The sequence below is a fragment of the Nocardiopsis codii genome (genome assembly GCF_036327455.1).
In the GTDB taxonomy this organism is placed as follows: domain Bacteria; phylum Actinomycetota; class Actinomycetes; order Streptosporangiales; family Streptosporangiaceae; genus Nocardiopsis; species Nocardiopsis codii.
Genome location: NZ_JAUZMY010000009.1, coordinates 138,610 through 154,648, shown reverse-complemented (window position 1 = coordinate 154,648; position 16,039 = coordinate 138,610). Strand labels below are relative to the sequence as shown.

Sequence of the window (16,039 nt, the reverse complement as noted above, 5' to 3'; positions counted from 1 at the left end):
CATCGTCTCCGGTTCCGGACTCCTCGGTCCGGACGCCGATGGTAGGCAGGCGCCCCGGGCGGGCGCAACGGGTTTTGGCGGGGCGACGCGCCCGAGCCCTCCGACGGGACCCTTCCCCGCCGGAGGTGGAGTCCCCGGCACACGGGGAACGCGGGCGGGCGCGGCGCGCACAGGTCCTCCCGCGGCGGAGGTAAACCCGTTGGAATTCGCCGCATCCGGTGCCTACCGTGGGTCCATGACCACACCAGTGCCCGGCCGCCGCCTGCCCGGAAGCGCGTCCACGGCCCCCCGCGACACACCACCGGACGTGCCCGCACTGCTGCTCCGCGGCGTCGTCAAGCGCTTCGGCCGGCTCACCGCCGTCGACGGACTCGACCTGGAGGTCCCCCAAGGCGTCGTCCTCGGCCTCCTCGGGCCCAACGGCGCGGGCAAGTCCACGACCATGAAGATGCTGACCGCCCAGTCCCTCGCGGACGAGGGCGAGATCCGGATCCTCGGACACGCGATCCCCGCCGAGTCCAAGTGGGCCCGCGCCCGCATGGGCGTCGTCCCCCAGCACGACAACCTCGACGAGGAACTGACCGTCGAGCAGAACCTGCGGATGTTCTCCTTCCTCTACCGGGTCCCGCGCGGCCGGCGCAGGGAGGCCATCGCCCGCGCCATGCGCCTCGCCCAGCTCGGCGACCGGGGCGACACGCTCGTGGACGACCTGTCCGGCGGCATGCGCCGCCGCCTCCTCATCGTCCGCGCCCTCCTCCACCGGCCCGAGCTCGTCCTCATGGACGAGCCCACCGTCGGTCTCGACCCCCAGGTGCGCCAGGACCTGTGGGGCGTCATCTCCGCGCTGCGCGACGAGGGGGTCACCGTCCTGATGTCCACCCACTACATCGAGGAGGCCGAACGCCTCTCCGACGAGGTGGCGCTCATGGCCAGGGGGTCGGTGGTCGAACGCGGCACGCCCGCCGACCTCGTCGCCAAGTACGCGGGCGCCACCGTCGAGGAGTACACCCCGGGGGACGAGGGGGCCGACGCCCTCGAACAACGCGTGCGCGAGCACGGCTTCACCACACGCCGCACCGGCGTCACGGTGTCGGTCCTGCGCGCGGAGGAGCTGCCCGACTCCCTCCGCGACCGGCTCGGCGCCCCGCAGCGCCGGGCCAGCACCCTGGAGGACGTGTTCGTGACCCTGACCGGAGAGAGCGTCGAATGAGCAGCCAGTACCACCAGGCCCGGGAGGACGCCCGCCCCGAGCTCCACGCGCGCCCCGGACGGTTCGAGGCCGACGCGGTGATGGGCGTCGTCGCCCGCGAGTGGATCCTGTACGGCCAGTCCTGGCGCGCCACCACGTTCGCCGCCGTCGTGGAGCCGACCCTCTACCTGCTCTGCTTCGGCTTCGGGATGGGCGCCCTCATCGGTACCCTCGCGGGGTTCAGCTACATCGACTTCCTCGGCACCGGCATCGTGGCGGTGTCCGTGATGTTCCAGTCGATGATGCCCGCCGTCATCAACACCTTCATCAAACGGCGCTTCCTGCACACCTACGAGGGGATCCTCGCCGCACCGGTGGACGTGCGCGAGCTCGTCACCGGCGAGGCCCTGTGGCTGGCGATGCGCTCGGGCGTGTACGGCTGCGTTCCGCTGCTGGTCGCGATCGGCTTCGGGCTCCGCCCCGGGCCGGGCATGCTCCTGGTACCGCTCATCGCTTTCCTCGCCGGGTTCGCGTTCGCGCTCTTCGGCATCTGGATCTCCGCGGTGATCACGTCGGTGCGCTCCATGGACTACGTGTTCAGCGGACTGTTCACACCGCTGTTCCTGGTCGCGGGCACGTTCTTCCCGCTCACGGAGCTCCCCGGCTGGGTGCAGAACGCCGCCATGGTCAACCCGCTCTTCCACGCGGTGGAGCTGATCCGGGGGGCGGTGTTCGGAGGGCTCGGCGCGGGGGCGGCGGTCCTCCATGTCGGGGTCCTGCTGGGGTTCATCGTGCTGATGTGGTTCCTGGCGAGCTTCCAGATGAGCCGACGCGTCGTCAGCTGAGGTCTGCTGCGGCCCTGACGCGCGGACCGGGGGGGGGGGGGGGGCGCCCGCCCCCCCCCCCCCCCCCCGCCCCCCGCGTCCGTTTCACGGGGACCGAAGGTCCCTCCGCGTCACCGACTCACTCGCCGCCACCGCTGGGGGTCCAGCGCAGCTCGAGGCTGCTGCGCTGCCCCTCCTCGGTGACGCTCACGGCCAGGCCCAGCGCCCCCCACTGGGAGGGGTCCTGGACCTCGGCCTCCGTGAGAACCTGACGCATGTCGAAGTATCCGGCGACCACCGCCTCGTCCATCTCCTGCATGGTCTGCTGGAACACCGGGTCGTCGCCCAGGCGTCCGGTGGCGCTGCTGCCGCTCGCCAGCACGACGGCGTCGCCGTCGGTGCTCACACCCGGCGGAGTGGCGTACGGGTCGGAGGCGATCACGCTCTCGACGAAGTCGCCCAGGACGCCCTCGTCGCCGCCGACCGCGCGGTACTGGAACGAGACCTCCTCGCCGCTGCCGTAGGAGGAGCCGAAGAAGCTGTCCAGGTTCATGTCGGTGACGCCGAACGCCGTGGAGGAGCCCAGAAGGTTCGTGAAGCCCTCCGGCAGGGGAGCGCCCATCGCGTTGAACTCGCGCTCCATCTCCTGCATCTCGCCGCTGCCGCTCAGGAACGGGATCTCGTCGCTCTCGTAGGCGTCGGTCAGAGCCGTGTCCAGGCCGCTGGCGCCGACCGCCATGACGGTGCTCTCCGGCAGGGACTCCATCGCCGCCACGCTCGCACCGGGCGACTCGGCCAGCCATGCCAGGTCCGCGCTGTCCACCTCGAAGTCGAAGACGTCCGCCCGCGCCTCCAGGTAGTCGCCGTCGATCCGCACCGACGCGGTCGCCCGGCCGCTCACCTCACCGGTCTCGGCGGCCACCTCGCTCTGGATGTCCTCGGCGACGCCCTCCACCTCCATCAGGCGGGTGAAGTCGGTCCAGCCCACCGCCAGGCTGCCGGCGGGCACGTCGGCCACGTCCCCGGAGTAGACGTCGGAAGCCTCCAGGGAACCGTGCTCCCCGATCTGCGCCTCACGGTCGGCCAGCGCGGCGTCGGAGGTGGACAGCAGGGCGAAGCCGTTGGTCATCTCGTAGCGGAAGGAGTCGTCGGAGCTCGCGAGGGAGGCGAGGTCCTCCTCGGCGCGCCGCTCGTCCTCGACCGCCAGCGCGAGTGTGACGGCGAGGCCGGAGCCCTCGCTGAAATGGGCTGACGCGTCGTCGGACGGCCACATCGCGACGCCCGCGCGCTGGCCGATCCACTCCTCCACGTCGGCCTGCCGGGCCTCGGGGAAGAACTCGACGAAGCCCTCGGCGAACAGCTCGGTCATGTCGCCGTCGGGCTCGTCCATCTCCTCGGTCATCTCCGCCGGGAGCTGGTCGACGAACCGGATCAGCTCCATCGCCTGGGAGCCGTCGATCGACAGGTCGATCTTGCCGAACGCGACGGAGCTGCCGGGGAGCACCGACTCGGGCTGCGGACCGCCGAAGCTCACCAGGGACACGGTGGCCCACACGGTTCCGCCCATGACGACGAGCGCCACACCCGCCGCGGCCGGGATCAGCCAGCGGTTGCGCCCGCCGCCACCGCCCGGGGGCGGGCCGTACCCGCCGGAGTACTGGCCGGGGGGCGGCCCGCCGGGGAAGCCGCCGCCGGGTCCGCCGGGCACTCCGCCCGGGGCGCCGGGAGCGGCGTACTGCCCGTGGACGGGAGCCTGCGGCGGAGGGAAGCCCTGCCCAGGCTGCCCGGGCTGCGGATGCTGCCACTGGGGCTGCTGTGAAGGATCTGGGTGGGACATCGGACCTCCGACGGGGGATTCTTCGCGCGTGACCGCGCAGCCAACGCCGGGTCTGATGCCTACTCACCCCGGTGTGGTTCGCGTCCCGCGCCACTTTTGGCCGGCCGGTCGGGGGACGGCGTACCGGTGCCCCCACCGGCCGGGCGGGGCAGCGGGGTCCGGAGAGCGGGCGCCCCGGACCGACGGAGGGACGCCGCGCACCGGGCCCGGGCGCCGGACGGGGGAGTCCGGGCCCGGGCGCCGGGTCAGGGAGCGGAGGTGAGGTCCACGCCGCTGTAGGCGGACAGCTTGCTCAGGCGGTGCTCGCTGAGCACCTGGCGGACGGTGCCGCTGCGGCCGCGCATGACGAGGGAGTCGGTGATGACGCGCGAGGACTCGTACCGCACACCGCCGACCAGCTCACCGTCGGTGATGCCCGTGGCGGCGAAGAACACGTCGTCCGAGGAGACCAGGTCGTCGGTGTACAGCACGCGGTCCAGGTCGTGCCCGGCGGCGAGGGCCTTCTGGCGCTCCTCGTCGTCCTTGGGCCACAGGCGCCCCTGGATGGCGCCGCCCAGACACTTCATGGCGCACGCGGTGATGATGCCCTCGGGGGTGCCGCCGATGCCCAGCAGCAGGTCGACGCCGGTGCCGGCGCGGGCAGCCATGATCGCGCCCGCCACGTCGCCGTCGCTGATGAACTTGATGCGGGCGCCCGCGTCGCGCACGTCCTGCACGATCTGCTTGTGGCGGGGGCGGTCCAGGATGACCACCGTCACGTCCTGAGGCGACTTGCCCTTGGCGCGGGCCACCGCGCGGACGTTGTCGGTGACGGGGGCGGCGATGTCCACCACGTCCGCCGCCTCCGGGCCCGTGGCCAGCTTCTCCATGTAGAACACCGCGGACGGGTCGAACATGGTGTTGCGCGGGCTCATCGCGATGACCGCGATGGCGTTGGGCATGCCCATGGCTGCCAGGGTCGTGCCGTCGATCGGGTCGACCGCGACGTCCCAGTCGTGGCCCCCGCCGTCGCCCACGCGCTCACCGTTGTAGAGCATCGGGGCGTTGTCCTTCTCGCCCTCGCCGATCACCACCGTGCCGTTCATCGACACGGTGCTGATCATGTGCCGCATGCCGCGCACGGCGGCGCCGTCGGCGCCGATCTTGTCGCCCTTGCCGACCCAGCGGGCTGCGGCGAGCGCCGCGGTCTCGGTGACGCGGACCAGCTCCAACGCGAGGTTGCGGTCGGGCGCCGCGGGCTGCGCGGACGGGCTACTGGACTGCGACATGGACATGACACCTTCCGACAGGGAACAGGGCGGGGGTACAGGTCTTAGGGTAGTCACCCGACGTGACCCCCGAGCGGCCACGGGTGCCCGACCGGCCACCCGAGCCGGTCGCTCGGAGGGTGCGAAGGTCTACTCTGGCGTGATCCGGACCGGAGCGGCCGGACTGGAGTGAGGGTGTGACAGTGGACAAGACGGACAAGCCGGAGAAGCTGGTGAAGCCCGCGCGGGTCTCCCCACGCGGCGCGGCCACCCGCAGCGCCCTGCTCAGGGCGGCTGCCCAGGTCTTCCACACGGTGGGTTTCGCCAAGGCCGGAGTCAGCGAGGTCGTCTCCGTGGCGGGGGCCAGCGTCGGGAGCCTCTACCACCACTTCACCGGCAAGGCGGACCTCTACCTCGCCCTGTACGAGGAGTTCCAGCAGCGGCAGCAGGAGCGGACCCACCAGGCGGTCGTGGAGGCGCGCGCGGGCGGTGAGAGCGATCCCACACGGCTCATGAACATCGCGGCACACGCCTACCTCCTCGGATGCATCGAGGAGGGTGACACGACCCGCCTGTTCTTCAGCGGCGACGGCCCTCCCGGGTTCGACTACCAGCTGCGCTCCCGGCTCACCCAGTGGACCGACCGCAACGTGGCGCTGTTCCGCAAGGCGGACGAGCCGGTGGACGAGGCCCTGCTGATCGTCGTGAGCGGCGCCATGCTCCTGGCCGTGGCGGAGGTGGTGCGGCGCGACGACGCGGAGGCGCGCGCGCTCGCCGACGACATCACCGGTCTGCTCACCCAGCTCGAACCCCGGCGGCGCTCCGCGGACCCCGAGGTCTAGGACGTCTGCCGTGCGCCCTTCCGGGCCCGCGACCCCCGGGCCGGTCCCCCGAGAGGACTCCCGTGGGAACAGGACCAGCGGGGGCGCGGCCGCGATCGCCCGTTAAGTCCACCCCGGGTCGGAAAGGCCCCGGACCTGCGGCAAGCTGGACACTGTCATGAGTGAGCACAGCCGGTCCAACGCGACCTTCAAGAACTACGCCATCTCCCTCGGGATCCTCGTGGGCATCGTCCTGATCATGGCGTTCGTGGTCTCCACGCGCTCCGGCGAGCACATCCCCTCCGTGGACTACCGGCCGGACATCGACGTCCTCAGCGGTGCCGCCGACTACCCGGTGACGGCCCCCTCGCCCGACCTGACCGAGGAGGGGTGGACGCCCACCAGCTCCACCCTGAACGTGAGCGGTCCGGTCGAGTGGAGCGTCGGTTTCGCCACCGCCGACGACAGCCACGCGATGCTGACCCAGAGCGACGCCGACCCGGAGCAGGTCGTCGCGGACCGGGTCAAGGAGGCCGAGGAGGCCGGCACGGTCGCCGTCGGCGGTCGCGAGTGGGAGCACTTCGACTCCGAGGAGTGGGGTGCCCTGGTCCTGCGGGAGGACGGCGTCACCGTGGTCGTCTCCGGTTCCGCGGAACTCGACGAGCTGACCCACCTGGCCGAGGGGCTGGAGACCCGCCCGGCAGCCGCGGGCGGAGAGGACGCCGAGGGCACGGAGGCCGACTAGGGTCGCGTTCCCGCGTCCGGGAATCGCGTCCACCGGGCCTCCGCGCACGTGGGGCACGACCGGGCCGAACCCCGTACCTCGTCCCGCGGGAGGTCGCCCCGACGGCCGCCCGCCGACCCGCGAGCCTTCGGGAAACACCGCCCGGGTCCCGGACATGACGAACGCCCGGTGGGTCCACCCACCGGGCGTTCGTCATGTCCGGGACGAGCGCGGAGCTACTCGGCGCGCAGGTCGCGGCGGAGCTCCTTGGGCAGGGAGAAGGTCAGCGTCTCGTCGGCGGTCGTCACCGGGGAGACGGAGCCGTAGCCGTGCCCGGCGAGCCTGTCGAGCAGTTCGCGCACCAGGATGTCCGGCACGGAGGCGCCGCTGGTGACGCCGACCGTGGTCACGCCCTCCAGCCAGGCGTCGTCCATGAGGGACGCGTTGTCGATCAGGTAGGAGGCGTCGGCGCCCGCGTCCAGGGCGACCTCGACGAGGCGGACCGAGTTCGAGGAGTTGTCGGAGCCGACAACGATGACCAGCTCGCACTCGGGGGCCATCGCCTTGACGGCGTCCTGGCGGTTCGAGGTGGCGTAGCAGATGTCGTCACTGGGCGGGTCGAGCAGGTTCGGGAACTTCTTCCGGAGGGCGTCGACCGTCTGGGTGGTCTCGTCCACCGAGAGGGTGGTCTGGGACAGCCAGGACACGTTGTCGGGGTCGCGGACCTGGACCTTGTGGACCTCGTCCGGGCTCTCCACGATCTGGATGTGCTCCGGGGCCTCACCGCTGGTGCCCTCGACCTCCTCGTGGCCGATGTGGCCGATGAGGATGATGTCGCGGTCCTCCGACGCGAAGCGCTTGGCTTCCTTGTGGACCTTCGTGACGAGCGGGCAGGTGGCGTCGATCGTCTTGAGCTGACGCCTGCCCGCCTCCTCGTGGACGGCGGGGGAGACGCCGTGCGCGGAGAACACGACGATGGCGCCCTCGGGCACCTCCTCGGTCTCCTCGACGAAGATCGCGCCGCGTTCCTCCAGGGTGCGCACCACGTGGGTGTTGTGCACGATCTGCTTGCGCACGTAGATCGGCGCGCCGTACTGCTCCAGGGCCTTCTCGACGGTGATGACCGCGCGGTCGACACCGGCGCAGTAACCCCTGGGGTTGGCGAGGAGCACACGGCGTTGGTTCGTGGCAGTCGTCATCGCAGTCATGCGTACATCCTAGGTGGCTCGATCGGTGTGCGACCCGGATGTGGGCGATGGCACTGAGATGGGGATACCTGCGCCGAACCGGGGCCAAGGTGACGGTATCGCAACAGGATGTGTTCGGTCGTGGACCGAAGTGGCGAAATCGTTCACTTATCCCCTGCTCATGGTGTTCCCCGCTCCTCTATCCTGGTTCACCATCGCATCTGTCGCAGGCGGTTCGCCCTCAACCCGTCCTCGCCTGGTTTGCTGGACGCGTGCCGCCCACCCCACCGCCGAGACCACCAGGAGCCCCCGCCCTATGTCGAACCCGACGATCGCCACGAAACTGATCACCCTGGTCAAGGGAATCTTCGGACGCAACGAGCCGACCGCCCCCACCGGCTCCGCCGACGCCGCCACCTCCTCCGGGACCGCGGTCGAGAAGGCCCAGGAGCAGGACGCCGTCGCGACCCCGGCAGCCGCCGACGCGAAGACCGGCGCGAAGACCGACGCGAAGACCGGCGCGGAGCCGGCCGCGGACACCGTGACCGCCGAGCCCGCCGCAGCACCGAAGGCCGCGGCGACCGTGACCGAGGAGAAGAAGCCCGAGGCCGTGGAGACCGAGACCGTGGAGACCGCGGTCGAGGAGAAGACGGTCGAGGAGAAGGCGCCCGAGACCGTGGAGACCGCGGTCGAGGAGCCCGTGGCCACCGAGAAGTCCGAGGCGCAGGTCCGTACGGAGCCCGTCGTCCCGGCCACCGCGGACGTCCCGGAGGAGGCCCCGGCCATCGCCGAGGAGCTGGCCGCCGCGGAGGCGCACACCACCGTCGCCAGCGACGAGGTGCTGGAGAAGGTCCGCAAGGGGGCCGCCCCCGCCGTCGAGGACCTCGCCGTGCCGACCTACGACGAGCTCACCCTGCCCTCCGTCCGCGCCCGCCTGCGCAAGCTCACGATCGAGCAGGTCCGCGACCTGCGCGCCTACGAGGTCGCCCACGGTGGGCGCACCGAGTTCATCAAGATGTACGACAACCGCATCGCCAAGATGGAGGCCGAGGCGTAGGAGGCCTCCGGCGGCGCGGACGTCGGCGCGCGGAACCCTCGGTCGCACTCCGTCGGAACCACGGAGGGACGCCGAACGTCCCACTGTTGCGCACACACCGGCGCTTCCCCGCTCGAAGGGCTCTGCACATGCGTTCCTCGACCTCCGCCGCCGCACTCCTCGTCGCGGCGACCTTCTGGCTGACCGGCTGTTCGGTCGGCATCCCCGGTACGGAGCAGGAGATCAACGTCGACCCCGACGGCGTCTCCGTCGGAAGCGAGGACGGCGAGATCTCCGTCGACTCGGACGGCGACGTCACGGTCGGCAACGAGAACGGCGACGTGACCATCGGCGAGGGAGGCGGCGTGACCATCGACAGCGAGACCGGCGCCCTCAACATCGCCTCCGTCGAGGGAAGCGTCACGGAGGACTGCGAGGACCGCGACGTCAACGTGACCGCCAGCGGAGCCGAGGTCGTCCTCAACGGCCGGTGCGGAGCGGTCACCGTCACGGGCAACGACCTCACCGTCCACCTGGGCGGCGCCGACTCCATCCGCGTGACGGGCGCCGACAACGCCGTCCACCACGCCGAGGGCGAACCGGACGTCACCGACATCGGCATCAACAACACGGTCTCCGCCGGCGGGGACGCGCAGGGCTGACCGCGGCCGGGCGCGGGGGCACGCCGCGACGGCCGCGCCCGGTGACCGGCCTGCCCGCAACTGTCGGCGTCCTCCCCTAGGCTCGGTTGCCATGGGCATGGAGAGTTCCGCCGAGGCGCCGCAACCGGTACGAGTCGTCCTCAACGCCGTCGGCCAGTGGATCGGCCGACTGGGCCGGATCTGGGTCGAGGGGCAGATCGCCGAGCTCAACCGGCGCGGCAGGATGGCCTACATCACCCTGCGCGACCCCGTCGCGAACGTGTCGGTGCGCGTGGTCTGCCAGACCTCGGTACTGGACGCGCAGAGTCCGCCCCCCGAGGCCGGGGCGCGCGTCGTCGTGCACGCCAAACCCGACTTCTACGAGGTGCGCGGCACCTTCTCGCTCCGCGCGCTGGAGATCCGCCACGTCGGCCTGGGCGAACTCCTCGCCAGGCTGGAGCAGCTGCGGCGCACCCTGGCGGCCGAGGGGCTGTTCGACGACGGGCGCAAGCGCCCCCTGCCGTTCCTCCCCGCCACGGTGGGCCTGGTCTGCGGACGAGACTCCGCGGCCGAACGCGACGTGCTGGAGAACGGCCGCCGACGGTGGCCCGCCGTGCGCTTCGAGGTGCGCCAGGTCGCGGTCCAGGGCGACCGCGCTGTCCGCGAGGTGCTGGAGGCGCTCCGGGAACTGGACTCGCACCCGGACGTCGACGTCATCGTGATCGCCCGGGGCGGCGGCTCGCTGGAGGACCTGCTGCCCTTCTCCGACGAGGCGCTGGTGCGGGCGGTCGCGGCGGCGGGCACGCCCGTGGTCAGCGCGATCGGTCACGAACAGGACGCCCCGCTCCTCGACCTCGTAGCCGACGTGCGCGCCTCCACCCCCACCGACGCGGCGAAGAAGACCGTCCCCGACGTCGGCGAGCAGCTGGAGATCATCAGGCAGCTGCGCGACCGGGGCCGCAGGGTCCTCAAGGGCGGGCTGGAGCGCGAGCTCGCCTGGCTCTCGGGCATCCGGTCCCGCCCCGTGCTCGCCAGTCCGGTCCGGGAGATCGACCGGCTCACCGAGCAGGTCGCGGAACTGCGCGACCGCGCCCGCCGGAGCCTCACCGTGTCGCTCGACAGGGCCGGCGAGGGCCTCGGCCACACGCGGGCGCGCCTGCACGCCCTGTCTCCGGCCACGACGCTGGCACGCGGGTACGCCATCGTGCAGCGCCCGGACGGCTCGGTGGTGCGGTCCGCGGCCGAACCGGACGTGGGGGAGTCCCTGCGGGTGAGGTTCGCCGAGGACAGCCTGACCGCCACCGTGGACTCCGTCCACACCGAAGACACCACCGAGGGGGAGTAGAGATGGCCGCCAAGGGCACCAGGACCGACGACAAGGGCGAGGACGCCGCCGTGCCGGAGCTGAGCTACGAGGAGAGCCGCGAGGAGCTCAACACCGTCGTCCGCCAGCTGGAGTCCGGCGGGCTGAGCCTCAAGGAGTCCCTGGCCCTGTGGGAGCGCGGGGAGGAGCTGGCCCGCGTGTGCGAGCAGTGGCTGGAGGGCGCCCGGGCCAAGATGGCCGCCGCCATGGACGAGCGCCGGGAGGACGACGCCCCCGCGGACGGGGACACGCCCTTCTGATCCCCGCGGGGCGGGCGGTCCCGGTGTGACGGCGGCCGACCGCCGTCCCGGAGGCCCCCTGCGGGGCACGCCCTAGGTGCGGCCGTTCAGCTCGTCGCCGAGGTTGCGCAGGTTGCCCGGCAGCCCGCGGAACATCCCGATCACCAGGACCAGGGCGGTCCCCAGGAACAGCCACGGGGCGACCTCGGCCAGCCGCGAGGCCAGCCCCAGGAGCAGGACCCGGGCGAACCCCTCGTTGCCCAGGGCGAGCACGCTCTCGGCGGCGACCACGGCCACGAAGAACGCGATGGGCGGGCTGACCGACAGGGACAGCAGGTCGGCCGGTCGGACCACGGACGCGGTGGCCAGGCACGCGACGGTGAACGCGATGCCCGGCGCGGTGGGGAAGCCCGTCCACTGGGCGATCATGGTCCCGGCGAAGCTCAGCACGGCGATGATCAGGACGCCGCCCCGCCCGGTCAGGCGCGGGGGCCGCCGGACGGGGTTCCCCTCCGGGGCCTTCGGGGCCGCGCGCGCTCTCCTCCTGGCACCCGACGCGTCCCGGCCGCGGTCGTCGGGCCGCACGAAGTACGGTGCGTGCCCGGGCTCCGGACCGTCCGCCTTTCGCGGGGGCATAGTCGTCCGCCTCCCAAGTGTGTTACTCACGGTGTTTAGTGTGTCACTTCTGGTATGTGTTCGCTGTCTTTTCCGAGGATCGTGTCGCCATTTCGGTCACTTGCCCTATCCGCCTCGAACACGCCTTCCACCCGTTGGACACCAGGATGGGGTGGTGCGGTTCTGACGTTTTGGTTTCGGCCGTCCGAGTTGTCCTCGGTCGGGGTGGGTGACCTGCGACAACCGATCGGTTCACGAGTCGTACACCCTCTCTCGGGACTCTTTTTGGGTCGAGTCATTGCTCCAGTTATTCGCATGCCGAATGTCATCGACATCGGTGTCCTTTCGGTCACCCGGGTCGAAATCCGACCCGAGGACGTCACCCCGCTCCCCGGCGGACGAGCCGTCCGGCGTCGACCCGCCCGGTGCGTGTCGGTCGGCTCCGCCGCCGTCGTCCCCGAACACGTCCTCCCCGGCCAGCTCGGGAGCGGCCACCGTGCGCGGACGCTCCTCGACGCCCGTCGGCCTGTCCAGCTCGCCGTCCACGAGGCCCAGCTCCCCGAACCGCCGCGCCGTCACGAGTACACGGCTCTCCAGCGACCCCACCGTCTGGTTGTAGGCGCTCACGGTCCGGGTCAGCGCCCGACCCAGGCCCTCCACGTGACCGCCCAGCTTGCCCAGCCGGGCGTGCAGCTGCTTGCCGAGGTCGAACACCGCCCGCGCGTTCTCGCTCAGCGCCTCCTGCTGCCACGCGTACTGCGCCGTCCGCAACAGGGAGATCAGGGTCGTCGGCGTCGCGATGTGGACCCGCCGGGCCATCGCGTGCTCCAACAGCTCGGGGTCGTGCTCCAGCGCCGGAGCCAGGAACGCCTCCCCCGGGATGAACAGCACCACGAACTCCGGAGCCGGGGTGAACGCCGCCCAGTACGACTTGGCGGCGAGCTGGTCCACGTGCGTGCGGAGGTGCCGCGAGTGCGCGCGCAGGCGCTCCTCCACCGCCTCCTCCCGGCCCGCCTCGACCGCGTCCAGGTACGCCGACAGGGGCACCTTGGAGTCCACCACGATGTTCTTGCCGCCGGCCAGGCGCACCACCATGTCCGGGCGCTGCGACCCGTCCCGCGTCGCGGCCTGCTCCTCGAAGTCACAGTGGGAGCCCATCCCCGCCAGCTCCGCCACCCGGCGCAGCTGCAACTCGCCCCACCGGCCGCGCGCCTCGGGCCTGCGCAGTGCCGTCACCAGGGACTGGGTCTGGTCCCGCAGGCGCTCCGACCCCTCGCGCACGTACTCCACCTGCTTGGCCAGCTCCGCGTGGGCGGCCACCCGCCCCGCGTCCACCTCCCGCAGCTGCCGCTCCACCCGGCTCAGCGTCTCGGTCAGCGGCTCCACCATGCGCTCCACCGCCCGCCGCCGCTCGTCCAGGTCGCCGCCGGCCTGGGCGCTGACCGCGCGCAGACGCCCCTCCGCGAGCTCCAGGAAGCGCTGGTTGGTCTGGTCCAGGGCCTGTGCCGACAGGGCGCGGAACCGGTCCCCGAGCTGTTCCTCGACGTAGGCGGCGCGCTCCTCGGCGGCGCGTGCGTCCGCCCGCGCCTCGGCGTCCCGTCCGCGGGCGAGGATCCAGCCCACGGCGACGCCGATCGCCAGGCCGACCAGGAGCATGAGTACGAGTGCGAGACCGTCCATGGCGCACCATGGTGTCAGCCGTCGCGCGCCCCGGTCTCCCCGCCACGCAGTACATCGGTGAGCAGACCGGCCAAGTCCGGCATGTCCGCCGGCCCGGGACCCGAGGCCGCGGGAGGCCGGGGCCGGCCGGCGCGGTGGGCCGCTCGTGGCACGCCCGCCCGCGATCCCTCCCCGCCGCGGCGCCCGCGCACCCGCGTCAGTACCCGACCGCCGCGGCGCCGGGCACGCACGGCGCCGTCGCGCTCGGGGCCCCGCCGGCCCGGCGACGCCGGGGGCGGGCCGGGGTCGCGCGGCCGTCCTGCCCGGTGGGCAGGGTACCGGCACCGCCCCGGCCGGGGTTCCGGAAGGAAGGAAAAGGTACGGACCGAAGTCCGCATCCGGACATTTCCTTTCCTTGTGCAAAAGTCTTCGAGACCCTGGAGACCCCCGTACGTGGCGGCCGGAATCCCTCTCCGGCCCCGGATCCCTCGGCAGTACCTCATATCCAAGGAGTCCCCCTCCCATGCGACTGGAGACCTACAGCAGCGGCACCGGAGACCACACCATCGCCCTCGTCCACGGGGCGATGGCCCACCACGAGACCTGGCACGCCATCGAGGCGCAACTCGTCGAGCGCGGGCACCGGGTGCTCGGCGTCGACATGCGCGGCCACGGCCGCAGCCCGCGCGGCCCCTACAGCGTCCAGGCTCTCGGAGACGACCTGGCGGACTCCCTCCCCACCGGGCTCGACGTGATCGTCGGCCACTCGATGGGCGGGGTGGCCCTCTCGCTGGCCGTCGAGCGGCTCAGGCCCGGCCGGGCGGTCTACGTCGACCCGGCGTTCCGCATCCCGACCATGGCCGACGACGCGGGTACGCGCATGCGCAGGGTGTTCGCCACCGCGGACGTCGCGGGCGTGCGCCAGATGAACCCCCGCTGGAGCGACGAGGACGTGGAGAGGGAGCTCAGCGGTTTCGCCTCCTTCGACCCCGCGTTCTTCGACTTCGTCGCCTCCGAGATCGCCGGTAGGGACTTCCTCCCGGCGGGGCCCGCCGTCCCCTCCCTCGTCCTGCGCGCGGGGAACGGCATCACCGTCGACCCCCGGGCGGCGCAGGCGCTGACCGAGCGCGGTTTCACCGTGAGGGTCGTCCGGGGCGCGGGCCACTGCGTCCACCGCGACGAACCCGCGGCCCTGCTCGACGCCCTCCTGGAGTGGATGCGGGGCCGGGCCCCGTTCGGACGCGAGGCGGTGTCCGGCACGGCCCGGGCCCGGCTGTAGACGGCGCGGCCGCCCCGGCCCCGACGACCGGGCCCCCTGGGCGCCGCGGCCCGGGAGGCGCGGGGCGCGGGACCGGATCGCGGTCCGCGCCCCGCGGCGGCCCTCAGGAGCCCCTGGAGGCCGGGGTGCAGGCTTCGAGGGCCCTCCGCCAACCGGCCACCGACGGCCAGAACCCCGAGGGCACCGGCTCGGGGGTGAACAGCCACATCCGCTCCCGCGCGGGGGAGGCCCGTCCGGCGATCTCCGCGCGCGGCCGGTAGGGGGGCTTCGCTCCCACCGGGTACCACGTGTACTCCAGCAGGTCGAGCAGGGCCATCAGCCTCTCCTCGACCCCCCGGTCGGGCCTCACCTTCACCAGCATCCACGGCCGGTACCGGCGCAGCACCTCCAGCCCCCCGGCGACCACGTCGGGCTCGGTGCCGGCCGTGTCGATCTTCACGACCGCCGGGGCCACGGACGCGGACTCGTTCCACCGCGCCAGGGTCGTCACGCCCACGGTGATGTACGAAAGGCCCCCGCGGGCGGCGTGCACCAGCGTGTTGCACGTGTCGTTGTGCCCCGCCCGGCGCAGGTGGGCGGTGCCGTTGTGGTTGCTCAGCGCCAACTCCACCACGGTGACCCCCAGGTCCCCGGACGACGACATCGCGCGGGCGGCCGAGGCCACCTCCGGCGTGGGCTCGAACGCGAACACGGGACGGCTGCTGCGAGCGGCGGCCAGCACGGAGTAGACGCCCACACCCGCCCCCACGTCGAGCACCGCGCCGGGGCGCGTGTGGTCGAGCATGGCGAGGAAGCAGGCCAGGCTGCCGGGCTCGTGCCGGGCCAGGCCGGACACGGACAGGCGCCGGGGCACCGTGAGGTCGCCGCGGAGGCGCAGTGTGAGGCTGTCCGGGCCGATCCCGCGGGTGTCCGACTCCAGCCGGGGGAGGGCGAAGGTGACGAGGCGGCTCCACGGCGGGACGCGCTCGGGGTCCAGCCCGCCCAGCCCTCTGGGCAGGCGCACGCGGACCTGCCGGGTCGCGAAGCGGACGAGCGGGTAGCGGCGCACGAGCGCCCGGAGCTGATCGGTGACCACAGTTGTCCTCCCCAGGGACGGGGCCGTGGCAGGGGTGGGTGAGCGGAGAACCCCGCCTCCGCGGCGGGGCTGCGCCGTCGTGCGGAGCCCCGGGCGTGCCCGGCGGACCGTCGCGTCGGGTCGCGCCGGGACGGTCGAGAGTTCCCGCCGGACACGCCCCCGTGTCCGGTGCCCCGCCGCCCGGCGCCGACCGGACGTCCACCGGATGCCGCGGCCCCCGTGTTTCGGCCGGGGACGGGGGTCGAGAGGCCGGGGTGCGGCACACGGCCGCGCCCCGGGCGTTCCCGCCCCCGGTCCCCGGAG

15 protein-coding genes are annotated in these 16,039 nt (G+C 72.7%); 9 read left to right on the top strand and 6 right to left on the bottom strand.

Annotated elements, in window-relative coordinates; all coding sequences use genetic code 11:
* The first annotated feature begins 235 nt into the window (after positions 1-235).
* Positions 236-1,210, top strand: coding sequence for an ABC transporter ATP-binding protein (locus Q8791_RS11560; RefSeq protein ID WP_330091643.1), 975 nt, complete (start codon positions 236-238; stop codon positions 1,208-1,210).
* Positions 1,207-2,034, top strand: coding sequence for an ABC transporter permease (locus Q8791_RS11555; protein WP_330091642.1), 828 nt, complete (start codon positions 1,207-1,209; stop codon positions 2,032-2,034). Before Q8791_RS11560 ends, Q8791_RS11555 begins: the two co-directional genes overlap by 4 nt.
* A gap of 118 nt (positions 2,035-2,152) precedes the next feature.
* Here Q8791_RS11555 and Q8791_RS11550 read toward each other — a convergent pair whose 3' ends face one another.
* Positions 2,153-3,850, bottom strand: coding sequence for a hypothetical protein (locus Q8791_RS11550; RefSeq protein ID WP_330091641.1), 1,698 nt, complete (start codon positions 3,848-3,850; stop codon positions 2,153-2,155).
* Positions 3,851-4,095: 245 nt separating this feature from the next.
* A complete protein-coding gene (gene glpX, locus Q8791_RS11545; protein WP_330091640.1) occupies positions 4,096-5,118 on the bottom strand; it encodes a class II fructose-bisphosphatase in 1,023 nt (340 codons plus the stop codon).
* A gap of 182 nt (positions 5,119-5,300) precedes the next feature.
* Between glpX and Q8791_RS11540 the strand changes: the two genes are divergently transcribed.
* Both Q8791_RS11540 and Q8791_RS11535 read left to right on the top strand, forming a co-directional pair.
* Complete coding sequence (locus Q8791_RS11540; RefSeq protein WP_330091704.1) at positions 5,301-5,939, top strand: TetR/AcrR family transcriptional regulator; 639 nt, start codon at positions 5,301-5,303, stop codon at positions 5,937-5,939.
* A 157-nt stretch (positions 5,940-6,096) separates the two neighbouring features.
* Positions 6,097-6,663: a DUF4245 domain-containing protein gene (locus Q8791_RS11535; RefSeq protein WP_330091639.1), complete on the top strand. Its 567-nt coding sequence runs from the start codon at positions 6,097-6,099 to the stop codon at positions 6,661-6,663.
* 215 nt (positions 6,664-6,878) lie between these two features.
* On the opposite strand, the gene Q8791_RS11530 is transcribed toward Q8791_RS11535, so the two are convergent.
* Entirely contained in the window at positions 6,879-7,850 is a 972-nt protein-coding gene (locus Q8791_RS11530; protein WP_330091638.1) for a 4-hydroxy-3-methylbut-2-enyl diphosphate reductase, read from the bottom strand.
* A gap of 295 nt (positions 7,851-8,145) precedes the next feature.
* Between Q8791_RS11530 and Q8791_RS11525 the strand changes: the two genes are divergently transcribed.
* From Q8791_RS11525 to Q8791_RS11510, 4 genes are all read left to right on the top strand, one after another.
* Complete coding sequence (locus Q8791_RS11525) at positions 8,146-8,886, top strand: hypothetical protein (RefSeq protein WP_330091637.1); 741 nt, start codon at positions 8,146-8,148, stop codon at positions 8,884-8,886.
* Between the two features lie 128 nt (positions 8,887-9,014).
* A complete protein-coding gene (locus Q8791_RS11520) occupies positions 9,015-9,527 on the top strand; it encodes a DUF3060 domain-containing protein (RefSeq protein ID WP_330091636.1) in 513 nt (170 codons plus the stop codon).
* Positions 9,528-9,618: 91 nt separating this feature from the next.
* Positions 9,619-10,851, top strand: a complete 1,233-nt coding sequence (gene xseA / locus Q8791_RS11515; protein WP_330091635.1) for an exodeoxyribonuclease VII large subunit — start codon at positions 9,619-9,621, stop codon at positions 10,849-10,851.
* A 2-nt stretch (positions 10,852-10,853) separates the two neighbouring features.
* Complete coding sequence (locus Q8791_RS11510) at positions 10,854-11,129, top strand: exodeoxyribonuclease VII small subunit (RefSeq protein ID WP_330091634.1); 276 nt, start codon at positions 10,854-10,856, stop codon at positions 11,127-11,129.
* Positions 11,130-11,201: 72 nt separating this feature from the next.
* Here the strand turns inward: Q8791_RS11510 and Q8791_RS11505 are convergent, their stop codons facing one another.
* Complete coding sequence (locus Q8791_RS11505) at positions 11,202-11,744, bottom strand: DUF6542 domain-containing protein (protein WP_330091633.1); 543 nt, start codon at positions 11,742-11,744, stop codon at positions 11,202-11,204.
* A gap of 231 nt (positions 11,745-11,975) precedes the next feature.
* Positions 11,976-13,403 (bottom strand): DNA recombination protein RmuC, encoded by a 1,428-nt coding sequence (locus Q8791_RS11500; RefSeq protein WP_330091632.1) that lies wholly within the window; start codon positions 13,401-13,403, stop codon positions 11,976-11,978.
* Between the two features lie 502 nt (positions 13,404-13,905).
* Between Q8791_RS11500 and Q8791_RS11495 the strand changes: the two genes are divergently transcribed.
* Entirely contained in the window at positions 13,906-14,661 is a 756-nt protein-coding gene (locus Q8791_RS11495; protein ID WP_330091631.1) for an alpha/beta fold hydrolase, read from the top strand.
* A 103-nt stretch (positions 14,662-14,764) separates the two neighbouring features.
* On the opposite strand, the gene Q8791_RS11490 is transcribed toward Q8791_RS11495, so the two are convergent.
* Entirely contained in the window at positions 14,765-15,736 is a 972-nt protein-coding gene (locus Q8791_RS11490; RefSeq protein WP_330091630.1) for an FkbM family methyltransferase, read from the bottom strand.
* Between the last annotated feature and the right edge of the window lie 303 nt (positions 15,737-16,039).

Excerpts from the sequence above, each read along its gene's own strand:
- Q8791_RS11555 (WP_330091642.1), top strand. The coding sequence starts at position 1,207 with ATGAGCAGCCAGTACCACCAGGCCCGGGAGGACGCCCGCCCCGAGCTC.
- Q8791_RS11510 (WP_330091634.1), top strand. The coding sequence starts at position 10,854 with ATGGCCGCCAAGGGCACCAGGACCGACGACAAGGGCGAGGACGCCGCC.
- Q8791_RS11495 (WP_330091631.1), top strand. The coding sequence starts at position 13,906 with ATGCGACTGGAGACCTACAGCAGCGGCACCGGAGACCACACCATCGCC.
- Q8791_RS11560 (WP_330091643.1), top strand. The coding sequence starts at position 236 with ATGACCACACCAGTGCCCGGCCGCCGCCTGCCCGGAAGCGCGTCCACG.
- Q8791_RS11530 (WP_330091638.1), bottom strand. The coding sequence starts at position 7,850 with ATGACTGCGATGACGACTGCCACGAACCAACGCCGTGTGCTCCTCGCC.
- Q8791_RS11520 (WP_330091636.1), top strand. The coding sequence starts at position 9,015 with ATGCGTTCCTCGACCTCCGCCGCCGCACTCCTCGTCGCGGCGACCTTC.
- Q8791_RS11550 (WP_330091641.1), bottom strand. The coding sequence starts at position 3,850 with ATGTCCCACCCAGATCCTTCACAGCAGCCCCAGTGGCAGCATCCGCAG.
- Q8791_RS11525 (WP_330091637.1), top strand. The coding sequence starts at position 8,146 with ATGTCGAACCCGACGATCGCCACGAAACTGATCACCCTGGTCAAGGGA.
- Q8791_RS11505 (WP_330091633.1), bottom strand. The coding sequence starts at position 11,744 with ATGCCCCCGCGAAAGGCGGACGGTCCGGAGCCCGGGCACGCACCGTAC.
- xseA (WP_330091635.1), top strand. The coding sequence starts at position 9,619 with ATGGGCATGGAGAGTTCCGCCGAGGCGCCGCAACCGGTACGAGTCGTC.
- Q8791_RS11535 (WP_330091639.1), top strand. The coding sequence starts at position 6,097 with ATGAGTGAGCACAGCCGGTCCAACGCGACCTTCAAGAACTACGCCATC.
- glpX (WP_330091640.1), bottom strand. The coding sequence starts at position 5,118 with ATGTCGCAGTCCAGTAGCCCGTCCGCGCAGCCCGCGGCGCCCGACCGC.
- Q8791_RS11500 (WP_330091632.1), bottom strand. The coding sequence starts at position 13,403 with ATGGACGGTCTCGCACTCGTACTCATGCTCCTGGTCGGCCTGGCGATC.